Here is an 18,647-nt window from a genome sequence, read left to right as displayed (position 1 = left end):
TGTTCTTGTGTCGAATCAATGATTGAATACAAACAGATCAGGAGCAGGCTTTAATAACTGTTAGGGGCATATATGTTTTTAAGTGCAAAAGACCAGCAAACTCAAGGGTTTGCTGGTCTTTTGGTGAAATTATAATTACAAATAAAGATTGGAACGATCAAAAAGACTGAAATAAAAATTAGTTATGAAGTGCTTCTGACATAAGCTCGACTTTGAGCCATGTCCGCAATTTTGCGCATTCGTTAAAGTGATTTCGGGTATTACGATTCCAAAATCTTTCTTGCAAGAATGGCAAGATCTACAATGTCAATTTTCCCGTCGCCGTTAAGATCCGCTGCCTTGTATTGCTGCCAATTCGGATCGTCAGATGTTTTGCCATAGTAACGAGCCATAATGGCCAAATCGCCAATGCTGATTTTGCCGTCTCCGTTCAGGTCATCAGGGGTGAGGGCGATGACCGAATCGATAAACGTTTGCAATGCCGTACTTAATTTCGAGATGGCTTTTGCTACTTCATAATCGGTAGCTGCTTCATTGTCTGCCGCTGCTTTAGCGCTGTTGATTTCCGCCTGCAGCTTCGCTTTCGATCCTTCCGGATATTGGCCGGCCTTGCTGCCTTCTACCGCAGCATTGTGCGCATCCTGTGACTCTGTAATGAGACGGTTTAATGCCGTTTTATCAACCGCGCTGATGTATATGGCATGGGAAGCGACTTCGGCTTCGGTTTCCTTACCAGCAGCATCGGAGACAACCGCGTTGGATACGGAAATGGATGCCCATCCGGTAGTCGGTTTAGCGCGCCAGGTTAATTTAAGGAGATCAGCGTTTCCTTTAACAGCATTTCCTTCACCCAGGCTCGCTGCAATGAAACGGATTTGGCCCGGCGCTTCCTTATTTGCCACAATGGCAAAGCCGTCATTGACAGAATCGGCGGAAATGAATTGTACTTTATTAGGGTCGTACTTTACGACGAAGTCTTGAGCGTAAATATTTTCTTTTGCACCTTCCAAACCATAGGTCAAATCAAATGTCATGCCGCCGACAACACTGCTCACACCATTCAAGGCTGCGCTCGTCATCGTTCTTAATCCATGATTATAAGAATACAAGATTCCGCCTTCATAGCTCGGGATCGTAACCGGAAGTTTACCAGCCGGTCGCTTCACGCCGAATATAACATCCGCAGATCCTTGGGAGCTGTTTGCAAAATAGCTGTATTGAGTCAGATAAGCGTCTACATGGTTCGGATATCCCATTATGTCATACGGATTTCGCAAAGCGACGGCAATGACCGGTGCACTAACAGCACTTTTAATATCTCTTACCATTTTCATCTGGGCGTTCGACGTCGCTCTGGCAGATGCGGTTGACGTGCTGGTGCCGATAATGACAGCGTTGGCACTCTTCAATTCATTCATTTGGCTCGTCGTCAAAACGTAGCTGGTCGTCGAAATGAGCGTAGTGTTGCCATGATCCGCTTTCACTGCATTAAACAGGGCTGTAATCGAAGTGTTGCCGACTACAACAACCTTTTTTCCACCGTCTAGTTTAAGTGGCAGAACATCATTATCATTTTTCACCAAAGTAACGGCACGAGCGGAAACTTCGTTATCCAGCGCTCTATGTTCAGCCGATCCGACCACACGGTTTGCTTCTTGAATCCGGTCGTTAATATCTCTCGGATTTTCTTCCTTGAACACCCCGCGTTTCATCTTAAGCGTCAATATGCGCTCAACGGAAAGATTGAGTCTCTCTTGCGAAATTTGTCCGGATTGAACCGCTTCGAGAAGACCATCCGCTACAGTTTGTAGCCCAACGGGCATAAGAATAATGTCCGCTCCGGCATTGACTGCCCGTACAGCAGCGTCTACCGGACCGAAATGATCAACGATGGCCTGCATATTCATGGCATCTGTCGAGATTACGCCTTGGAAACCCATCTCTCCGCGAACCAATTCAGTCAAAACTTTGTAGGACAACGTTGCAGGTATATTGACCGGGCTTCCGTCTTTTTTGGAAATCGCTGTCGTTGAATCGATTTGCGGGAAAGTAACGTGCGCTGTCATGATTGCATCAATCCCGTTTTCCATCGCTTTTTGGAACGGATACAGTTCCACTTCTTTCAGCCGGTCCTTGCTATGGGGCACAGAGGGAAGCCCTAAATGGGAATCGGTAGCGGTATCGCCATGTCCCGGGAAATGCTTCGCTGTAGCCGCTACGCCCACACTTTGCAGACCTCTAATATAAGCCGTGCCGAGCTCAGCGACAAGCTGCGGATTTTCACCGAAGGAACGCACGCCGATTACCGGATTATCCGGATTATTGTTCGTATCCAAAACCGGAGCAAAGTCCCAGTTGATGCCAAGCGCATTCAGCTCTTCTCCGATGGATTTGCCCACCTGATAAGCGAGCTGCGCATTATGTGTTCCGCCCAGCGCCATATTGCCGGGGAAATCCGTTCCAGACTGCAGTCTCGTGACAATACCGCCCTCCTGATCGATACTGATTAATAATCCGAATTTGTCGGCAGCCATCTGATAGTCGTAAACCAGTTGAGCCGACTGTGCCGCCGTCACCGTGTTTTCCCGAAACAACAGGATGCCGCCCAGATGATACTGCTGTACAAGCGCTTTTACTTCCGGAGGCAGTACGGTGACGTTTTTACCTCCATACGTGCGGAAATCAGGCATGAGCATCTGGCCGATTTTCTCCTGCGTAGTAAGCCCCTTGACCGCCCGTTTGATCAGATCGTACCTTGCGCCCTTCTCTTTGGTGACAATCGGCTGCGTATGAAGATCGACGGTGATCCGGTCGGTGAATACGCCATCCGTCACGGTTACGACGGCACTCCCGACTTGCCCGGTAAGGGTGACAAGCCCTTCCGCGTTCACATTCGCGATATTCGGATTGGATGAATACCACGTAAGTCCTTTCCCCGCCTTCGTATAATGTCCCTTAGCATATATATGCAGCGCCGATAGTTGAATGCCGCTACTCTGGAATTGAGATTGCACTTGCGGGACGTTTTGATAAATCACCAAATCCGTTGCCGGGTCGTCGGCCTGACTCGCTCCCACTGTTCCTACTGCCGCCAATTGTGAGAAAAGAAGGGTGAACACGAGAACCAGCATTAACCAGTTGTGGCTTTTCTTCGATTTTTGTATGCTCATCGGCTAATCTCCTTTCAATGATTATGGTTTACAATTCAAGAATTCGTCTGGCTAGAATCGCCAGATCGGCAATATCAATGACTCCGTCGTTATTAAGATCCGCAAACTTTATTGTTTCCCAATTTGGATCTTCCTTCGTTTTTCCGTAATAATTCGCCACAATCGCCAAATCCCCGATGCTAATCTTGCCGTCCCCGTTCAAATCTCCAACTGGACTAACGATCTTGGAGGCCTCGAATGCAACGAGCGAACTGCTTAACGCGGTAATTGCCTGTTCTACCTGCCCCTGTGTAGACGATGCGCTGTCCGCCACTGCTTTCGCTTGATCGATTGCCGCCTGCAGCACTGCCTTCGATCCAACCGGATATTGACCGACTTGCGTACCTTCAACAGCAGCATGAAGTGCGCTTTGTGCACGGGAAATCAAATCGTTCAATGCCGCTTTATCGACTGAAGTGATGATGTTGATATTGTGGGAAGTGCTATCCAACTTCGTTTCTTTACCCTCACCGTTCGCAACAACGATGTTGGATAAAACAATCGTAGTTGATGCAGTTGCATCCGGCTTCGCTTTCCAACGCAGCTTGAGAAAATCCCCCCCGCTCTTGATGGCATTGTCTTCTCCCAAGCTCACTGCCAGAATGCGTACCTTTCCCGGTTGATTGGCTTGCTCAACGATTTGGAATCCGTTTTTCACAGATTCTGCAGAAACAAATTCGACCTTGCTTGAGTCATAAGTGATTGTAAGATCTTGAGCATAAATGCTGTTGTTCACATTGTTCAGACCATAATTCAGATCGAAAATTTCATCCGCATAGACACTGTTAGCGCCGGTTAATGTAGCTTCAAACGTTACTGCTGGGCTGCCATACAACAAATATTTGCCGCGAACCAGCTTGAATTGCTCTAATCCGTCCACCCAACGGCTGTCGCTGGTAATCGCCTCGAGCGAAACGCCGCTCTTGATGGCATCACGGACCCAGCCATTGCCCATAAGAAGGTTGAAATGTTCGGTGAATGTCAGCATGGATGGGTACATATCATAAATTTCCTTTACGATAGCGATGCCAGTTTCCAAAGGCTTGTAAGCGTCACGGTCCCTGACATGAATTTGGACACCGCATGTAAGCAAATTTTTATGTTTGTTTGAATTGGGCATGAAGCAAGCTGTACGGAAGCGTACGCCCGGAAGATTCAGATCATTCAATTTTTTTGCTAGTAAGGTTCCGTTAATATAAGGGGCGCCAATAAGTTCAAACGGTTTCGTCGTGCCGCGCCCTTCTGATGCATTCGTTCCTTCAAACAATGCCGCGCCGGGATAAACCATGGCCGTATCCAGGGTCGGCATGTTTGGCGAAGGCATAACCCAAGGGATCGGTAGCTCATCGTAGAAGCTGTTGCGGTCCCATCCTTGCATTTTCACTACAGTAAGATTACAGTTGATGCCGAATTCTTTGTTGAACAGCTTGGCAAGCTCCCCTACAGTCATCCCGTGACGAAGCGGAATTTCATACATGCCGACGAAGGAGGAGTAATCGGGCTCTAGAACGGGGCCTTCCACTTTAACACCACCAAGCGGGTTGGGACGGTCTAGAACGATAAAAGGAATGTTGATTTCTTTAGCCGCTTCCATGGCATAGGCCATCGTATAAATATACGTGTAGAAGCGGGTGCCCACATCTTGAATATCAAACAAGAGCACGTCGATGTCCGCCAGCATTTCCGGCGTCGGTTTTTTGGTCGAGCCGTACAGGCTGTAGACAGGCAATTTAGTCTTATCGTCAATATAAAATGGGACATAGACACCTGCCTGCGCATCTCCGCGCACCCCATGCTCAGGTCCGTATAGAGCTTTGAGCTGAACGTCAGGGTGTTTAAACAGAAGGTCGACGATGCTGTTCAAATTGCGGTCGACACCGGTTGGGTTCGTGATCAGTCCCACCTTTTTTCCTTTAATGAGATCGATGTGATCTTCAAGGAGTGCCTCGATTCCCAATTTAAATGGCTCTTTCCCTCCCGTGTTCGGCTCGGATGCGGCTGCCAATCCTACATTGAACACAGTAAGCATAAGAGCAATCACCAAGATAATTCCTAGGTATTTCCTCATCTTTTTTCACCTCTATTTTAGATTTAGATCAACCCTTCGTTTATTAGTACATACGAATTTGCCATTTCGCACTGGCCAATTCAGGCGTTAATTCATCAGTTGAAGTCGTCACCTTAACGTTCTGGATATACCATCCCCGGCCGCTTCCTTGGAAACTAGTGCCAACGGTTTTGTAGCGGAACCGTATCGATTTGGTTCCGGCAGGAACTTCTACCGTGATTGTTCTCCAACCTTGGCTGTCTCCGTTCAGAGCAGGTCGGATTTGTGTCCAGGTTGTACCGTTTGGTGTAGCTTCGATGTACCCGTAGTCCGCAGACGTTTGAATAGAATAGATGGTGTCGAAACTTAAGGTTGCTTTTTCCGCCAAATTCACTTCTGCCTGCAGAACGTTATCCACATTATCTCCGTAACCCGAGAACCAGGCTGTTCCATCCCCTGGAATCGCTATTTTAATACTGTCGCCCACCAAGCGGGCCACATCTCTGCGGACAGGGTTGATGGAACCCATATCGCGCGAAGGATGGACGCGGTTTGTAAGCAGGATCAGGATCGTATCGTTGGTAGGGCTAAGAACGATAGAAGTGCCTGTAAATCCGGTGTGGCCTAATGACCCCGCATCGTTTAATGCATCCATGTACCATCCCAGATTGAGCTCGAAAGCCAAACTGTGTTTGTTTTCCGGGAAATTAGGCAAATGATTTTCCTTCATCAGCTTTACCGTTTCGGGTTTCAGAATTCGAGTATCCCCATACTTCCCGTCATTCAAAATCGTATGGCCAAGGATCGCCAGATCATGTGCGGTGGAGAATACACCGGCATGACCGGCTACCCCGCCGAGCGCATAAGCGTTCTCATCATGGACTTCACCCCATACGATCGCACGGTTTGTTCCGGGTTGATATTCTGTTGCGGCAATGCGCGATTTTAGCGAGGCAGGCGGATTGTACATCGTATCATGCATGCCAAGCGGATCGGTAATGATTTCTTTCACATAGGCATCCAGCCGCTTACCTGTCAGCCGCTCGACGATGACGCCTAGCGTAATCATGTTCAAATCGCTGTACGTATAATTCGTTCCGGGCGCTTTGTCGAGTTTGTATTCAAGCACCAGCTTAAACGTATCCTCGCGGGTGGCCGCTTTGCCCCACAGGGGAATCCAGGAAACAAAACCGGACGTATGGGTCAACAGTTGTTTAATTGTTACTTTTTCTTTGCCGTTTTTGGCGAATTCCGGTATATAATTGATGACCGGATCATCAACGCTATGGATCAATCCGTCCTCCAACAGCTTCAGCACAGCCGTCGAGGTGAATATTTTGCTGACCGAGGCGACATCAAAGATCGTATCCTTTTTCATGACAACCGGATCGCTCGCCAGTTTAAACTTACCATCCTCATATTGGTAGGCATAACCGTATGCGTCTTGCTTAACGATGGTTCCGCTTCGGGCGACAAGCACTTCAGCGCCGGGCAGAAGCTTATTTTGGATGTGCTTGTTTACCGCAGCGTCAATTTGATCAAGTGGCTCCTGGCGCATGCCGACGGAAGCTGCTGAACCGTTTATAAGAACAGGATTCGATTTCTTCGGCTTATACCAGGAGATTTCCGGTTCCGCCACATTGCCATATAGCAGATACTTGCTTCGAATTGGCATAAATGCCTGCAATCCTCCGGTCCAACGGCTGTCGTTGACAATTGCCTCCAACGAGGTGCCTTTTTTAATTTCATTTACGACCCAACCATTGCCGATGAGAAGGTTGAATTGCGAAGTGAAGGTTAGCTTCGTCGGATACATATCATAAACTTTTTTCACGATGGCAAGGCCCGTTTCTACGGGTTTATAGCTTTGGCGGTCGGTAACATAAATTTGGATGCCGCAGGATAGCGTGTTCACGTGCTTGGAGAACTCAGGAGTAAAGCAGGCGCTTCGGAATTGGACGCCAGGAAGGTTCAGGTCATTGAGATTTTTAGCCAAATCGATTCCGTTAATGAAAGGAGCTCCAATCAATTCAAACGGTCTCGTCGTCCCGCGTCCCTCGGATGCATTCGTTCCCTCAAAGAAAGCGGCTCCGGGATATACGATCGCGGTATCCAGAGTCGGCATATTCGGGGAAGGCAGAATCCAGTCCAAAGGTCGTTCTGTGTCGATTTCATCATAATAGCTGTTACGGTCCCAACCTTTCATTTTCACTACGGTCAAGTCGCAGCCGATTTTGAATTCCTGGTTAAACAACTGGGCCAATTCCCCTACGGTCATACCATGGCGAAGCGGAATTTCATACATGCCGATAAAGGAGTCGTACCCTTTTTCAAGGACAGGACCTTCTACTTTCGTACCGCCAAGCGGATTCGGGCGATCCAGCACGATAAACTTGATATTATTTTCCTTGGCCGCTTGCATTGCCAATGCCATTGTATATATGTACGTATAGTAGCGTGTTCCAACATCTTGAATATCAAACAAGAGCACATCGATATCCTTCAACATTTGCGGTGAAGGCTTTCTGGTTGTGCCGTATAAGCTGTAAACCGGCAGTCCCGTCTCTTCATCGATATAGAATTCTACATAATTTCCTGCCTGTGCAGTCCCGCGAACGCCGTGTTCCGGGCCGTAAAGCGCTTTTAATTTTACGTCAGGATGATGGTAGAGCAGGTCCACAATACTGTTCAGTTCGCGATCGACACCTGTCGGGTTTGTAATGAGCCCGACATTCTTGCCTTTCAAAAGGCTGATTTGCTCCTCAAGGAGAACCTCTACACCAAGCTTAAGCTTTTCCTGCTGCCCACCCTTCTGTGAGGGAGCTTCCACGTAAACAGCAGGTGCTGCCCACCCTACGTTAAAAACAGAAAGCATCATAACAGCCATTAAAATCATACTCAGGCCTTTCTTCATCCTCGTTCACCTCTCTTAGTTTTTGTAAGTGCTTACATCCAGTTTCGTTGTAACGCTTTTTAATGCAGCGATTTATGCGGATACATCGAATACCACTTACTTACCAGGTATTCAGACCACCCCCCCAAGTTAGTTTGGTAACCGGTTCAACGTAAATCCATCCTGCTTCAGTATTTAAAACCGACCGGCAAATTGCCGATATTCAAGTAAGTTTTGTTGTCTGCATACAACATTTGGCTAAGTGAAAGATTCGTGAAAATTCGTTTTCTGGGAAGCAAATGCAAATATCTTTTGGAGAAATCATGCAGCATTGGTCGATGTGGATGAAGCCTAGCAGGAAAATTGGGAGAAGTTTGTATGCTTTGCGGGTAAATGAATGTGAGGAAATACAGCAGCCGATGTGGGTTAAGCCTATGTCCGTTGAAACGCCGGCTTCATTTCAAATGATGGCAAGATTGAATTGTTCGTTTGTTTCCTTCAAGATGCGGTCAGCTTCCGCGTACGGAACGCCTGTAACGGACGTGACAATGCTTCTTGCCCGTTCTCTCGCCCCGATTTGCTTGGCATACTTTAAGGCGCTTAATATTTCTTCAAATGAACTGCATTGGTTATCGAGCATTTTCTGATAGCGCTCTCAATATGATACCGAAAATCAATGGCGAGTGTTCCATAAGGTTCCCCTAATGCAGCCGTCAACGAAGGGAAATGAGGAATAACATCCCGCGTTTCTGAAGGCAGCCGGTAAAAAGATGAAAGAAATATTGCCTTTCCCCGTCACTGTCGACTCCGGCCAGACACAGACAAATGCCTCTGCATTGCCCGGCCGACACACGTCTTGGCGGAAAGTTTTCGTGCTTACTCCGTCAATCCCAATAAAATAAGACACCTGCATCACCGACTTTATCTTCGTGATACTTTGAGTATAAAAGAAAACCAAGAATCTGTAAAATAAAATTTTATTAATTTAACAATTATTGAAATAACATTTCACGAACTGTAATCTCTGAAAGATGCCTTTTTTAGCCGCTAGAAAAGGGAATATTCATTTAATATCCAGCAATATTTCACCAAAAAATGGGTGTGTTTTATATATTAATAGAAATAGTATATCGGAATGGATTTATGCAGAATTGTCATTTTAAATCATTTATGTCACAAATAAAGGATGGAAATGAAGGATAAATTACCTTTTTGGGTTGTCTGCTGCTTCCCTCCTCCGAAAAGCTGGACCTCTGTCAGTTGATTAGACACATTAGACCGAGAGAATTACACCGTTTCTAGGAATGTACGATCGTATCGGTTGGGTGAGAGGTGCCCTATGGATGAATGTATTCTTTTTCCATAGTAGAAGCAGGTAATATATTCAAATATTTTGGACTTCGCTTCATCCCGCGTTGCGATCAGAGTGATTTAACACTCCATCCTCGAGCTTCTGGATGCGATATACCCGACTGCCCGTTGCACACACAAAAAGCTGCCTCGATGGCAGCTTTTTTATTGAACTCATGAATATTATTCATTTACTGATTACGCAAGTGAATTAATAAGTTTGATTTTCTAACCCTCAATTTTTTTATTCGAAGCCATGGAATAAATTTGCTGTTTTTTGTCCATATGGTCTGTTCTTTTAAGCAAGGTTCTTCTACTATTGTCGATTGAAATAAATATACAAAATGCTCCAAGAACAATCAAGACGATTGTAGTTATCGGAAACAGAAAATTCATTTTAAAACCCCTCATCGAATATAATAACGATAATCATTATCATCATTATATCCGATTTCCACGAATATTCAATCCGTCCCATTCAAAATATTTTTAAATTCCTGCACGTGGATAAAAAAGTTGGCTTCAGGAAACATTAAAAACTAATGAATCCCATTTTGAATTAAAAATCGTCGTGTATTAAAAACATGAATCGGAGCAATGGCAAAATTGGAGGTTTCTATGTTCTATTTGTACAGTTTTACACTCTTATTCGGAGGTCTATCCATTATCAACTTTATTTTTTCTTATCAAAACAAGCATATTGATGTGTATTTTTGGTCTACTTTAAAGTTTCAACTGCTGATGCTGCCTCTTTTTTTAATTGCAAATATGTGCATTGGCTACGGTGTCAGATTTGGCTATAAATCCACCGAAAATTTAAGCTATGTTCTTGTAGTTGCGAAGTGTTTGGAGATCTTGATCTCATTAATAATGGGGTACATATTTCTGAAAGAGATTCCCAATTGGAAAACCTGGGGCGGTTTAGGTGTTATTGTGATTGGTATTGTGATCATGAAACAAAAATAATTCCCCTATTAAGATGCAGGTCGCACGATAAGTGCGCCTGCATCTTTTTTCATGAGATCCGTACATCATAGTCGCTCATTCTATTTTCACAGATTGTAGGTCGCTCTCTCTAATGGATTGCAAAATGCGCCGGAAAGCTTGCTTATTACCTTGTTTATTAAAAATCAGGGATTTCGCCCTCGTTCCATCCTTGGAATAGCCGCCGGTGCGATGCTATTCATCGTATATAAAGAATTAATTCCGCAAACGCATGGTCATGGGCACGAAAAAGAAGCCACATTCTCATTTATCCTTGGACTTTTAATAATGATTTGCCTACTCGTTTGGTTTGGATAATTTCTCGTTGACGCAATAATCTCAATCCGTTAAGAATGACTAGGATCGTGCTTCCTTCATGCCCAACTACCCCTAAAGGTAGTGCAATGCCTTGGATAAAATTGACTGCTATTAACGTGATGATAATGGTCATAGCAAAAATAATATTTTGTTTGATGATAACTTTTGTTCGTTTGCCAAGTACAATGGCTTCAGCAATTTTCCCTATATCATCATTCATTAACACCAAATCTGCTGTTTCAAGCGCCGCGTCGCTTCCAGCTACCCCCATAGCAACTCCGACGGTAGCCGTTGCCAGGGCTGGAGCGTCATTGACGCCATCACCGACCATGGCTATGCTGCCGAATGTTTGCTTCAGCTCCTTGATTCGGCTCACTTTATCTTCCGGCAATAAATCGGCGTAAACCATTCCAATTCCCAGTTCTTTTCCAATTGCATCGGCAGTTTGTTTCTGATCGCCGGTTAGCATAGCAACTTGAACACCTAAGGCTTTGAGCATGGCCACTGCCTGTTTAGCCTCAGAGCGAATTTTGTCTCGTAAGGCGATTACACCGGCAACTCCCTGCGAATTGTGCATCACCGTTACCGTCTTCCCTTCACGTTCCAGTCTGTCAATGACTGCCTTCAATTCTTCCGTCCTAAACGCATCATCCAGAAAGGCTGGTTTCCCTATTTTCCACAAATCCCCTTTCCATTGTGCTTGAACTCCCCAACCCGTAAGCGTACGAAAATCAGATGGGCGATCAAATGCCGCCCCTTGTTCCTGAGCTTCAAGTACGATGGCTTTGGCTAACGGGTGCTCGGACAAGCTTTCCAACGATGCGGCGATGCTCAGCATTTCGGTTTCGTCTAATTGTTGGAATGAAAGGATATCCGTGACTAAGGGTTTTCCTGATGTCAGCGTGCCTGTTTTATCAAATGCAATGGCCTTAATTGTGGCAAGATTTTCAAGATGTGCGCCTCCCTTAAAAAGGAGCCCCTTTCTCGCACCATTAGATATGGCCGACAGCATAGCAGGCATAATGGAAGCGACCAGCGCACAAGGTGACGCTACAACCAGAAACACCATCGCTTTATAAAAGGTTTGATCCCATGCCAAGTGGAATAACAGAGGAGGAACAACGATTAAAAGCAAGCAAATCAAAATGATGGACTTTGCATAGATGCGTTCAAACCTCTCCATAAACAGTTGAGAAGCAGGCTTTTCGCTTTGTGCTTCCTGCACAAGACGAATAATTTTGGCGAACAAGGTGGATTCACTTAATTGACTCACTTCAATAAATAGAGCCCCTTGGCCATTCAGCGTTCCGGCAAACACTTCATCCCCTTCACCTTTATCCACCGGAACCGATTCGCCCGTAATAGAGGATTGATTCACAGCAGATGCCCCTTCAAGCACAACACCATCAGACGGAATACGTTCTCCAGGTTTGATCAAAACGATATCCCCAACCGTCAGAGCTTCGATAGCAACAATCGTCTCTATACCATCCTTAAACAATACAGCAGTCTCCGGCTTCAAATCCATCAACGAAGAAATGTCTCTGCTGCTCCGATCCATGGTGTAAGTTTCCAGAGCTCCGCTGAACGAGAAAATAAAGATAAGTACCGCACCTTCTGTCCAATACCCGATGCTGGCTGCGCCGATAGCTGCAATGATCATCAGTAAGTTAACGTCGAGATCGCGCTCTGCGATAAGGGTGTGCAAGCCTTCCTTGGCCTTCACAAATCCCCCCACAGCAAATGCGATCAAATAGAAAACAATTGACCATGATTGAGAACTGCTTCCTATCCCCCATGCAATAGCAATGAATATCCCACTTGTTAATGCTGCCATACCTTCCCCGTAACGATTAAACCATTCCCGTCCTTCTTTATCCTTAATTTTGGAAAGGTTAACCTCCTGTTGTTTGGCGTAGCCATCTGCCGTTTGAAAATCCGGTCTCATAACCATCAATCCTCCTCATTGAGAATGAAATCCATTATTAACTCCCTTAAAACAGCACATGCTGCTCCACGAAGGAGCAGCACGTTGAACGAGAATGATTCTCGTTTTTACTTCATTCAATTTTTTTGCCTATAACCAACTTTACAATAATTATTATAATTTAAATCGCGATAAAAATAAAGCGCATTTTCTTTCCCTAGTGAAACTTTTTGTTGTAGAGGCAATTTTTTTGGTGTAGGATAACATTGTAGATATCAGGAAATACATAAAAAATATTAGTCCAAATGTTGCCTTAATACAAAACTATTGTAAGAAGGAAAGAAGGTGTCCAATGGAACCTATTGTTCAATAATCAAAACCTCTGTCATCTCCAGAGGCAGGATGGAGGCGAAAAAGATTTTCAAACAGTCTCCCGGAAGTTTACAAAACCCTCCCTATCCCAACAAAGGGAAGTTTCTTCCGGAAGCTCCTAGCCTTCGCCGGTCCCGGTTATCTGGTTGCCGTGGGTTATATGGATCCTGGAAACTGGGCTATCAGTATAGCTGGGGGGTCCTTATACAATTATCAATTATTGTCCGTCATCTTAATATCTAACTTGATGGCCATTGTACTTCAGTCCTTAACGGCTCGGTTAGGCATCGCAACAGGTAGAGATCTTGCGCAGGCATGCCGTGATCATTATAGTAAGCCTGTGAATTTCGGACTCTGGATTTTATGCGAACTGGCTATAGCCGCGTGTGATCTGGCCGAGGTAATCGGATCAGCTATTGCCTTGAATTTATTATTTGGTCTTCCACTGCTATATGGGGTATTAATTACTTCCTTCGATGTTATCCTGGTTCTCATGCTGCAAAATAAAGGCTTCCGCTATATCGAAGCCATTGTCATTTAAGAAGCCAAAATAGTATTCTTTTCTTCTTCCAAATCCAAATAAGCAATATGACGAAAATCCATCTAGACATAATCCTAGAATATAATTCAAGATCAGAATTGTAGAATTCTTAACCTTAAAAATCCAAGAAATTTTGTTACCAGAACGATTTATTTCTCTGTGGCTCCACAACTTCAATCGTTTCGCCATCCTTTATTACATAGACTCTATTGTATTCAATTATAATTTTGTCCCCAATAACCGAATACGATGTCATAACTCTGTTTCTTATAACCTTTTTCACGTGTATTAGACCATACCGACTTATCAATAGAAAAACGCTGTTTTATAGCAAGTTCCCCCTTGGAACTATCGTTATCCGTTAGATTCCTGTAGATGGATAAATTTCAGCTTTGTAAAAAAACGAGCGCCTCAGCAATAAATTTCGTTCCATGCTCGTGGGAGGTGATACTTAGGCAAAAGCACAACACCGTTTACTCGTTGTCCGTTATAGACACGAACATGCGGGGTTCCCTTAAAAATATTTTATTATCCAGGCACTTGAACCACATTCAGTCATATATAGGTGATAGCAGTTCGAACCTGTTGAGGAGGATTTTATACAAATGATGTTACCGAGTGAAAAGTATTTCGGTAAGTTTGAAGCGGTTTTTTTATTTTACGGGGCCATGCCTACAGGCGTTACTGTTTCTGAGACTGGGCGCATTTTTATTTGCTTTCCAAGATGGGGAGACGATGTTAAATTTACGGTGGCTGAAATCGTTCGCGGTACATTACAGCCTTTTCCTAGTTTAGACGCTAATTTGGTAAGCCAATCGAATATCACAACGTCCTTCATTAGTGTCCAAAGTGTCGTTGCTGATGGAAAGGGAACGCTTTGGGTACTGGATACGGGGGCTCCTAATTTCTCAGAACCCATCAAAGGGGGGGCGAAGTTAGTCGCTGTAGATTTAAATACAAATACCATAAGAAGCGTATTTACATTTACAGAGAATGTTGTCCTGCCAACCACTTATCTGAATGATGTCCGATTTGATTTTCGTGTTGGTAAAGCAGGTTATGCTTATATAACGGATTCGTCTTCCCAAGGACCGGGTGCCATTATTGTCGTTGATTTAGAAACGGGTTATGCCTGGAGACGGTTAAACGGGGCAAATTCGACTTCGGCAGATCTCTTTCTTTTACCGAAAGTCGAAGGTAAAATCCTGATGAATCGAAACAAAGATGGATCTACTTCACCCTTTAGATTGGCCTCTGATGGTATAGCGATTTCCCCGGACGGCCAGATTTTGTATTTTTGTCCTCTCTCCAGTCGACATCTTTACTCGATTTCAACGGAAGTCCTAAGAGACCGAATGATACCGGATATGAATTTACAGGATCACGTGAAGTATTGGGGAGAAAAAGGTGCTTCAGATGGAATGATCACCGGTGCAAAAGGAACCCTTTATGCTGGAGATTACGAAAACAACAGTATTCGAAAGATATTGCCGAATGGCATCATGGAAACGATCGCACATGATCCGAGAATATTATGGCCGGATACTTTTTCGATTAGTCCAGATCAATACTTATATTTCATCGTGAACCAATTACATCGGCAGGCAAGATTTCATTATGGAAATGACCTGCGGCAGAAGCCTTATAGTTTACTCCGTATGAAAATAGACGAACCACCTGCTCCTACCTTTTAATAAATATTCCACTTTACAAAGTTGACTCTATTTTTTCGAAGTTTGACGATTTTCAATCCTCATAAACCCCGTCAGATCAATTCTTTCAGTCTAGAACTTTATTTTCATCGTATAACTTTTTCATGTGTCTTACTCGTACATTATGTTCATGCCATTTCCGAAACAACGGACTGCTCTTCTCAGCAGTTGTAGCCCATGAGAATACAGACTTAGATCAGCTGCACCCGAAAGAATAGCAGCAACGAATAGGTCCAAGACCTTGAATGGAGCGAAGCAGATGAGTTAAAGGTATCTTATCCCAAGAGCAATAGGATTTCTTGTTCAATCATCTCTAGAATTTTAACAATGCGACAATACTCATCGAGAAGTCGGCGTAAATCTTGTTTGGCTTCGTGGATAGCTGTCGTTTCTCCTATACTTCTAGCTGAGAAGCGATGAACTGAGCAGCCTTCTCTAGCTCTGTGGTTCCGCCTGCTCGTTTCATGTGCTTTCTCCAGCTTGCTATGACTACTGCTGTAGTCACCCCAGGTAAGTATGCTGGAGCAGGGAATTCATAAAGCGTCGCCATGGATCGCTTACAGGATCAATCCGAAAAAGCTGTAGTAAAGTCGGGAAAACGGATATCCAGTCATCGAATGATTCGGTTCTGAAGCCGTATGCTATCCGCCACCCAAAACTCTCGATCGCTTATGATAACGCGTCCCGAGCGGGGAGCTGTACGGGATCAATACGACCATGCACGGACGCCTGGTCGTGTTCGGAGGGGGGATTCCGTTGTCGTTCGAAGGGAGAATCGTCGGGGCGGTCGGCGCAAGCGGCAGTACGGTCGCAAACGACATTGAGGTTTCGAAAGCGGCGGTGCGGGCTTTCGAAACCTATCCGAAGGCGCGGATCGGGTCTTCCGGGAGCTTGCTGTAAACCTGGCGGTTTTAGCCCTATAACGAAACTGGGTCCCGCCAATATTGACGAAAAATCGGCTAAACACATGGGGCTGTCCCTCAGGGTACAATCCCCCATGGCACAGCCCCTCTTATCATGCCATCATTTAAGGCTTCAGGACGAATTTAATGCATTCGTCCGCATGGTTGTAAAAGGTGTTGTACGCGTTATGCGCCTGATCGAGCGGCACTTTATGCGTGATGATCTCCGTCGGATCGAACTCGCCTGCCATAATTTTTTGATACAGCATCGGCATGTAATGAATCACGGGCGCCTGTCCCATGGTCAGCTTCACGTTTCGTTCCCAAATATTTCCGAACATGAACTGGTTGTATTTAGAACCGTATACCCCCGTAATCTGAATCGTGCCGAATTTCCGCACCGCATTCATCGCGATGTTGATCGGGCTGAGCGTTCCGCCAACCAGCTTGGCCTTCTGCTCTTCCTCCTCCAATGGCGTCTTCTTGCCGTCCATTCCGACGCAATCGATGACGACATCCGCACCCCCGCGCGTTATTTCTTTTATATGCAGCCCCATGTCTTTGAAATCTTCAAAGTTGAAGATTTCGACGTTATTCATTTTTTTGGCATGGTTCAGCCGGTACGGGAGATTGTCGATCGCGATGACCCGTTTGGCCCCTTTCATCCAGGCAAATTTTTGCGCCATCAAGCCGACGGGGCCGCAGCCGAGCACCACCACCGTATCCCCCTGCTTCACGCCGCCGTTGTCCACGCTCCAATAGGCCGTCGGCAGCACGTCGGACAAGAACAGGAGCTTCTCATCCTCCAATTCGCATGACTCCGGAATAACGAACGGCATGAAATTGCCGTACGGTACGTAAAGCATTTCGGCTTGTCCGCCCCAATAATTCCCGTAACGTTCGGTAAACCCAAAGTAAGCTCCCGTATCCACTTGGGGGTTGGAGTTGGAGTTGTCGCATTGGCTCTCCATTTCATGCTGGCAGTAATGACAGCTGCCGCACGAGATATTGAACGGGAGCACGACCCGGTCCCCTTTTTTGACCTTTGTCACCTCTGGGCCCACTTCTTCGACGATGCCCATCGGTTCATGTCCGACCACGTATCCGGTTTGGGCTTGAATCGCCCCCTGGTATATATGGAGATCGGAACCGCATATGGCGGTCGAGGTAATCCTGACGATAATCCCGTCTTTTTTCTGAATCGTCGGATCCGCTACCTGCGTCACTTGCATGTTCTTCATGCCATTGAAAGTTACAGCCTTCATAATCGCCTCCTGTTATGACATGCCTTGAATTTGCATGCATAATTCTATTATGGAATTGAAGAATGAGGATCATACATTCGATGACGGTATTTTCAACAGCCGCGGAGCGCCTAGGAACAAGAAAGGAGACGGAAGACGGAACGATTCACGTGAAAGTAAATTCTGAAGGTAGTTCCAATCCCCCCTAACCTTGAAAAGCTGAAGAGCAGCGAATTTGTTGGACAGGAACTACCTGCCATTCCATTGTAAAGGATTTTTTTGTGTATGAATTCAATAAAGACAGGAGATTATGAAGATTCAGATAAAATTAATGCAACGCTAGTGTTATGGTCTATATAATAGAGAGTTTTCCTTAATTGACTACTGTTGTTCTGAATGATTCAACCCGATCGTCATCAGTAAGGTTATCCTATCCTCTAACGTTCTTAATATGAAATCTCTGTATTCACCGTACTCCAGACGTAATTGATTATTAATCATTTTTTAATAGCCCCTAGTCCTGCTTCAAGACTGGTTTCTTCACAGGCAAGTTTATCGCAGTTATGTTCAATTTATAGAGTAAGATAAATTCTTTTTCATCGTCAGTTAATAAGTCAAATGGATCCCCAGCGATGATATGTGTGGGATGTCCTTGATATATGGAGGCAGTATTTGGCCATCCAGGTATCCTGTGTACGGGGATCCCGCTCCGGGTGTTCATAAGAAAATGGTTACATCTCCCCTTTCATTTTGCAGTCAAACAGCAAATCTGCTTGGAAAATCACTGAAATTCTCACTTCAATTTTACATTGGAAGCGCCGTATATATGTCGGATGACCGATGCTATCTTCTATCATTCACACTTTTGATTAAATTTGAACTATCTTGCCCCTTAGCTGAGCGAAGGGCTGCCACATGGCAACCCCTCTGGTATTTAACTATCGTGTTCCGTTAGTTCAGTTATAATTAGAAATTTCTATCAGATTTCCATCTGGATCTCTTACATAAACAGATGTTATCGATCCTAATGCTCCTGTTCTTATTACAGGACCTTCTTCAATTATTACTTTGCAGTCCCCTAAATGATGAATTACATCGGGCATTTGAATATCCGTTATAAAACATAAATCAGCGGTACCAGACATAGG

Annotated in this window: 9 protein-coding genes and 7 pseudogenes; 5 read left to right on the top strand and 11 right to left on the bottom strand. The window is 45.0% G+C overall.

What is annotated here, in order from left to right:
* Positions 1-260: 260 nt before the first annotated feature.
* The 8 genes and pseudogenes from GC097_RS34310 to GC097_RS16265 all read right to left on the bottom strand — a co-directional run.
* Positions 261-1,049: pseudogene (locus tag GC097_RS34310) on the bottom strand (cohesin domain-containing protein); the annotation flags it as partial.
* Between the two features lie 36 nt (positions 1,050-1,085).
* Positions 1,086-3,170: pseudogene (locus tag GC097_RS16285) on the bottom strand (glycoside hydrolase family 3 N-terminal domain-containing protein); the annotation flags it as partial.
* A gap of 28 nt (positions 3,171-3,198) precedes the next feature.
* Positions 3,199-4,044 (bottom strand): cohesin domain-containing protein, encoded by an 846-nt coding sequence (locus GC097_RS34305; protein WP_246294288.1) that lies wholly within the window; start codon positions 4,042-4,044, stop codon positions 3,199-3,201.
* Positions 4,039-5,277: pseudogene (locus GC097_RS34300) on the bottom strand (exo-beta-N-acetylmuramidase NamZ family protein); the annotation flags it as partial. The gene GC097_RS34305 and the pseudogene GC097_RS34300, both read right to left, overlap by 6 nt.
* 43 nt (positions 5,278-5,320) lie before the next feature.
* A pseudogene (locus tag GC097_RS34295) lies at positions 5,321-6,772 on the bottom strand (serine hydrolase domain-containing protein); the annotation flags it as partial.
* Between the two features lie 129 nt (positions 6,773-6,901).
* Positions 6,902-8,170, bottom strand: a pseudogene (locus GC097_RS34290) (exo-beta-N-acetylmuramidase NamZ family protein); the annotation flags it as partial.
* A 439-nt stretch (positions 8,171-8,609) separates the two neighbouring features.
* Complete coding sequence (locus GC097_RS16270; protein WP_171684354.1) at positions 8,610-8,789, bottom strand: hypothetical protein; 180 nt, start codon at positions 8,787-8,789, stop codon at positions 8,610-8,612.
* 647 nt (positions 8,790-9,436) lie between these two features.
* Positions 9,437-9,571, bottom strand: coding sequence for an IS3 family transposase (locus tag GC097_RS16265; RefSeq protein ID WP_376768397.1), 135 nt, complete (start codon positions 9,569-9,571; stop codon positions 9,437-9,439).
* Between the two features lie 546 nt (positions 9,572-10,117).
* Between GC097_RS16265 and GC097_RS16260 the strand changes: the two genes are divergently transcribed.
* Both GC097_RS16260 and GC097_RS34980 read left to right on the top strand, forming a co-directional pair.
* A complete protein-coding gene (locus GC097_RS16260; protein WP_171684359.1) occupies positions 10,118-10,465 on the top strand; it encodes a DMT family transporter in 348 nt (115 codons plus the stop codon).
* A gap of 99 nt (positions 10,466-10,564) precedes the next feature.
* A pseudogene (locus GC097_RS34980) lies at positions 10,565-10,801 on the top strand (ZIP family metal transporter); the annotation flags it as partial.
* Here the strand turns inward: GC097_RS34980 and GC097_RS16255 are convergent.
* Positions 10,752-12,749: a heavy metal translocating P-type ATPase gene (locus tag GC097_RS16255; RefSeq protein WP_171684353.1), complete on the bottom strand. Its 1,998-nt coding sequence runs from the start codon at positions 12,747-12,749 to the stop codon at positions 10,752-10,754. The pseudogene GC097_RS34980 and the gene GC097_RS16255 overlap by 50 nt on opposite strands.
* Before the next feature lie 361 nt (positions 12,750-13,110).
* Here GC097_RS16255 and GC097_RS16250 point away from each other — a divergent pair.
* From GC097_RS16250 to GC097_RS16240, 3 genes and pseudogenes are all read left to right on the top strand, one after another.
* Positions 13,111-13,638 (top strand): annotated as a pseudogene (locus GC097_RS16250) (Nramp family divalent metal transporter); the annotation flags it as partial.
* A 602-nt stretch (positions 13,639-14,240) separates the two neighbouring features.
* Positions 14,241-15,335 (top strand): L-dopachrome tautomerase-related protein, encoded by a 1,095-nt coding sequence (locus tag GC097_RS16245; RefSeq protein WP_171684358.1) that lies wholly within the window; start codon positions 14,241-14,243, stop codon positions 15,333-15,335.
* Positions 15,336-16,049: 714 nt separating this feature from the next.
* The gene (locus tag GC097_RS16240; RefSeq protein WP_376768396.1) at positions 16,050-16,253 is read left to right on the top strand and encodes a GlcG/HbpS family heme-binding protein; all 204 of its coding nucleotides are present in this window, start codon (positions 16,050-16,052) and stop codon (positions 16,251-16,253) included.
* Positions 16,254-16,380: 127 nt separating this feature from the next.
* Here the strand turns inward: GC097_RS16240 and GC097_RS16235 are convergent, their stop codons facing one another.
* Positions 16,381-17,520 (bottom strand): zinc-dependent alcohol dehydrogenase, encoded by a 1,140-nt coding sequence (locus GC097_RS16235; RefSeq protein WP_171684351.1) that lies wholly within the window; start codon positions 17,518-17,520, stop codon positions 16,381-16,383.
* A 935-nt stretch (positions 17,521-18,455) separates the two neighbouring features.
* Positions 18,456-18,647, bottom strand: a 192-nt coding sequence (locus GC097_RS33910) for a VOC family protein (RefSeq protein ID WP_512699050.1), incomplete at its 5' end; no start/stop codon positions are given.

It is taken from the genome of Paenibacillus planticolens, from assembly GCF_013141725.1.
GTDB lineage: Bacteria > Bacillota > Bacilli > Paenibacillales > NBRC-103111 > Paenibacillus_E > Paenibacillus_E planticolens.
Note: the sequence above shows the minus strand (reverse complement) of the source record. Positions and strands in the feature narration are given on the sequence as shown.

Bases quoted from the DNA above. Each gene is read 5' to 3' on its own strand.
- GC097_RS16270 (WP_171684354.1), bottom strand. From the start codon at position 8,789: ATGCTCGATAACCAATGCAGTTCATTTGAAGAAATATTAAGCGCCTTA.
- GC097_RS16260 (WP_171684359.1), top strand. From the start codon at position 10,118: ATGTTCTATTTGTACAGTTTTACACTCTTATTCGGAGGTCTATCCATT.
- GC097_RS16255 (WP_171684353.1), bottom strand. From the start codon at position 12,749: ATGAGACCGGATTTTCAAACGGCAGATGGCTACGCCAAACAACAGGAG.
- GC097_RS16235 (WP_171684351.1), bottom strand. From the start codon at position 17,520: ATGAAGGCTGTAACTTTCAATGGCATGAAGAACATGCAAGTGACGCAG.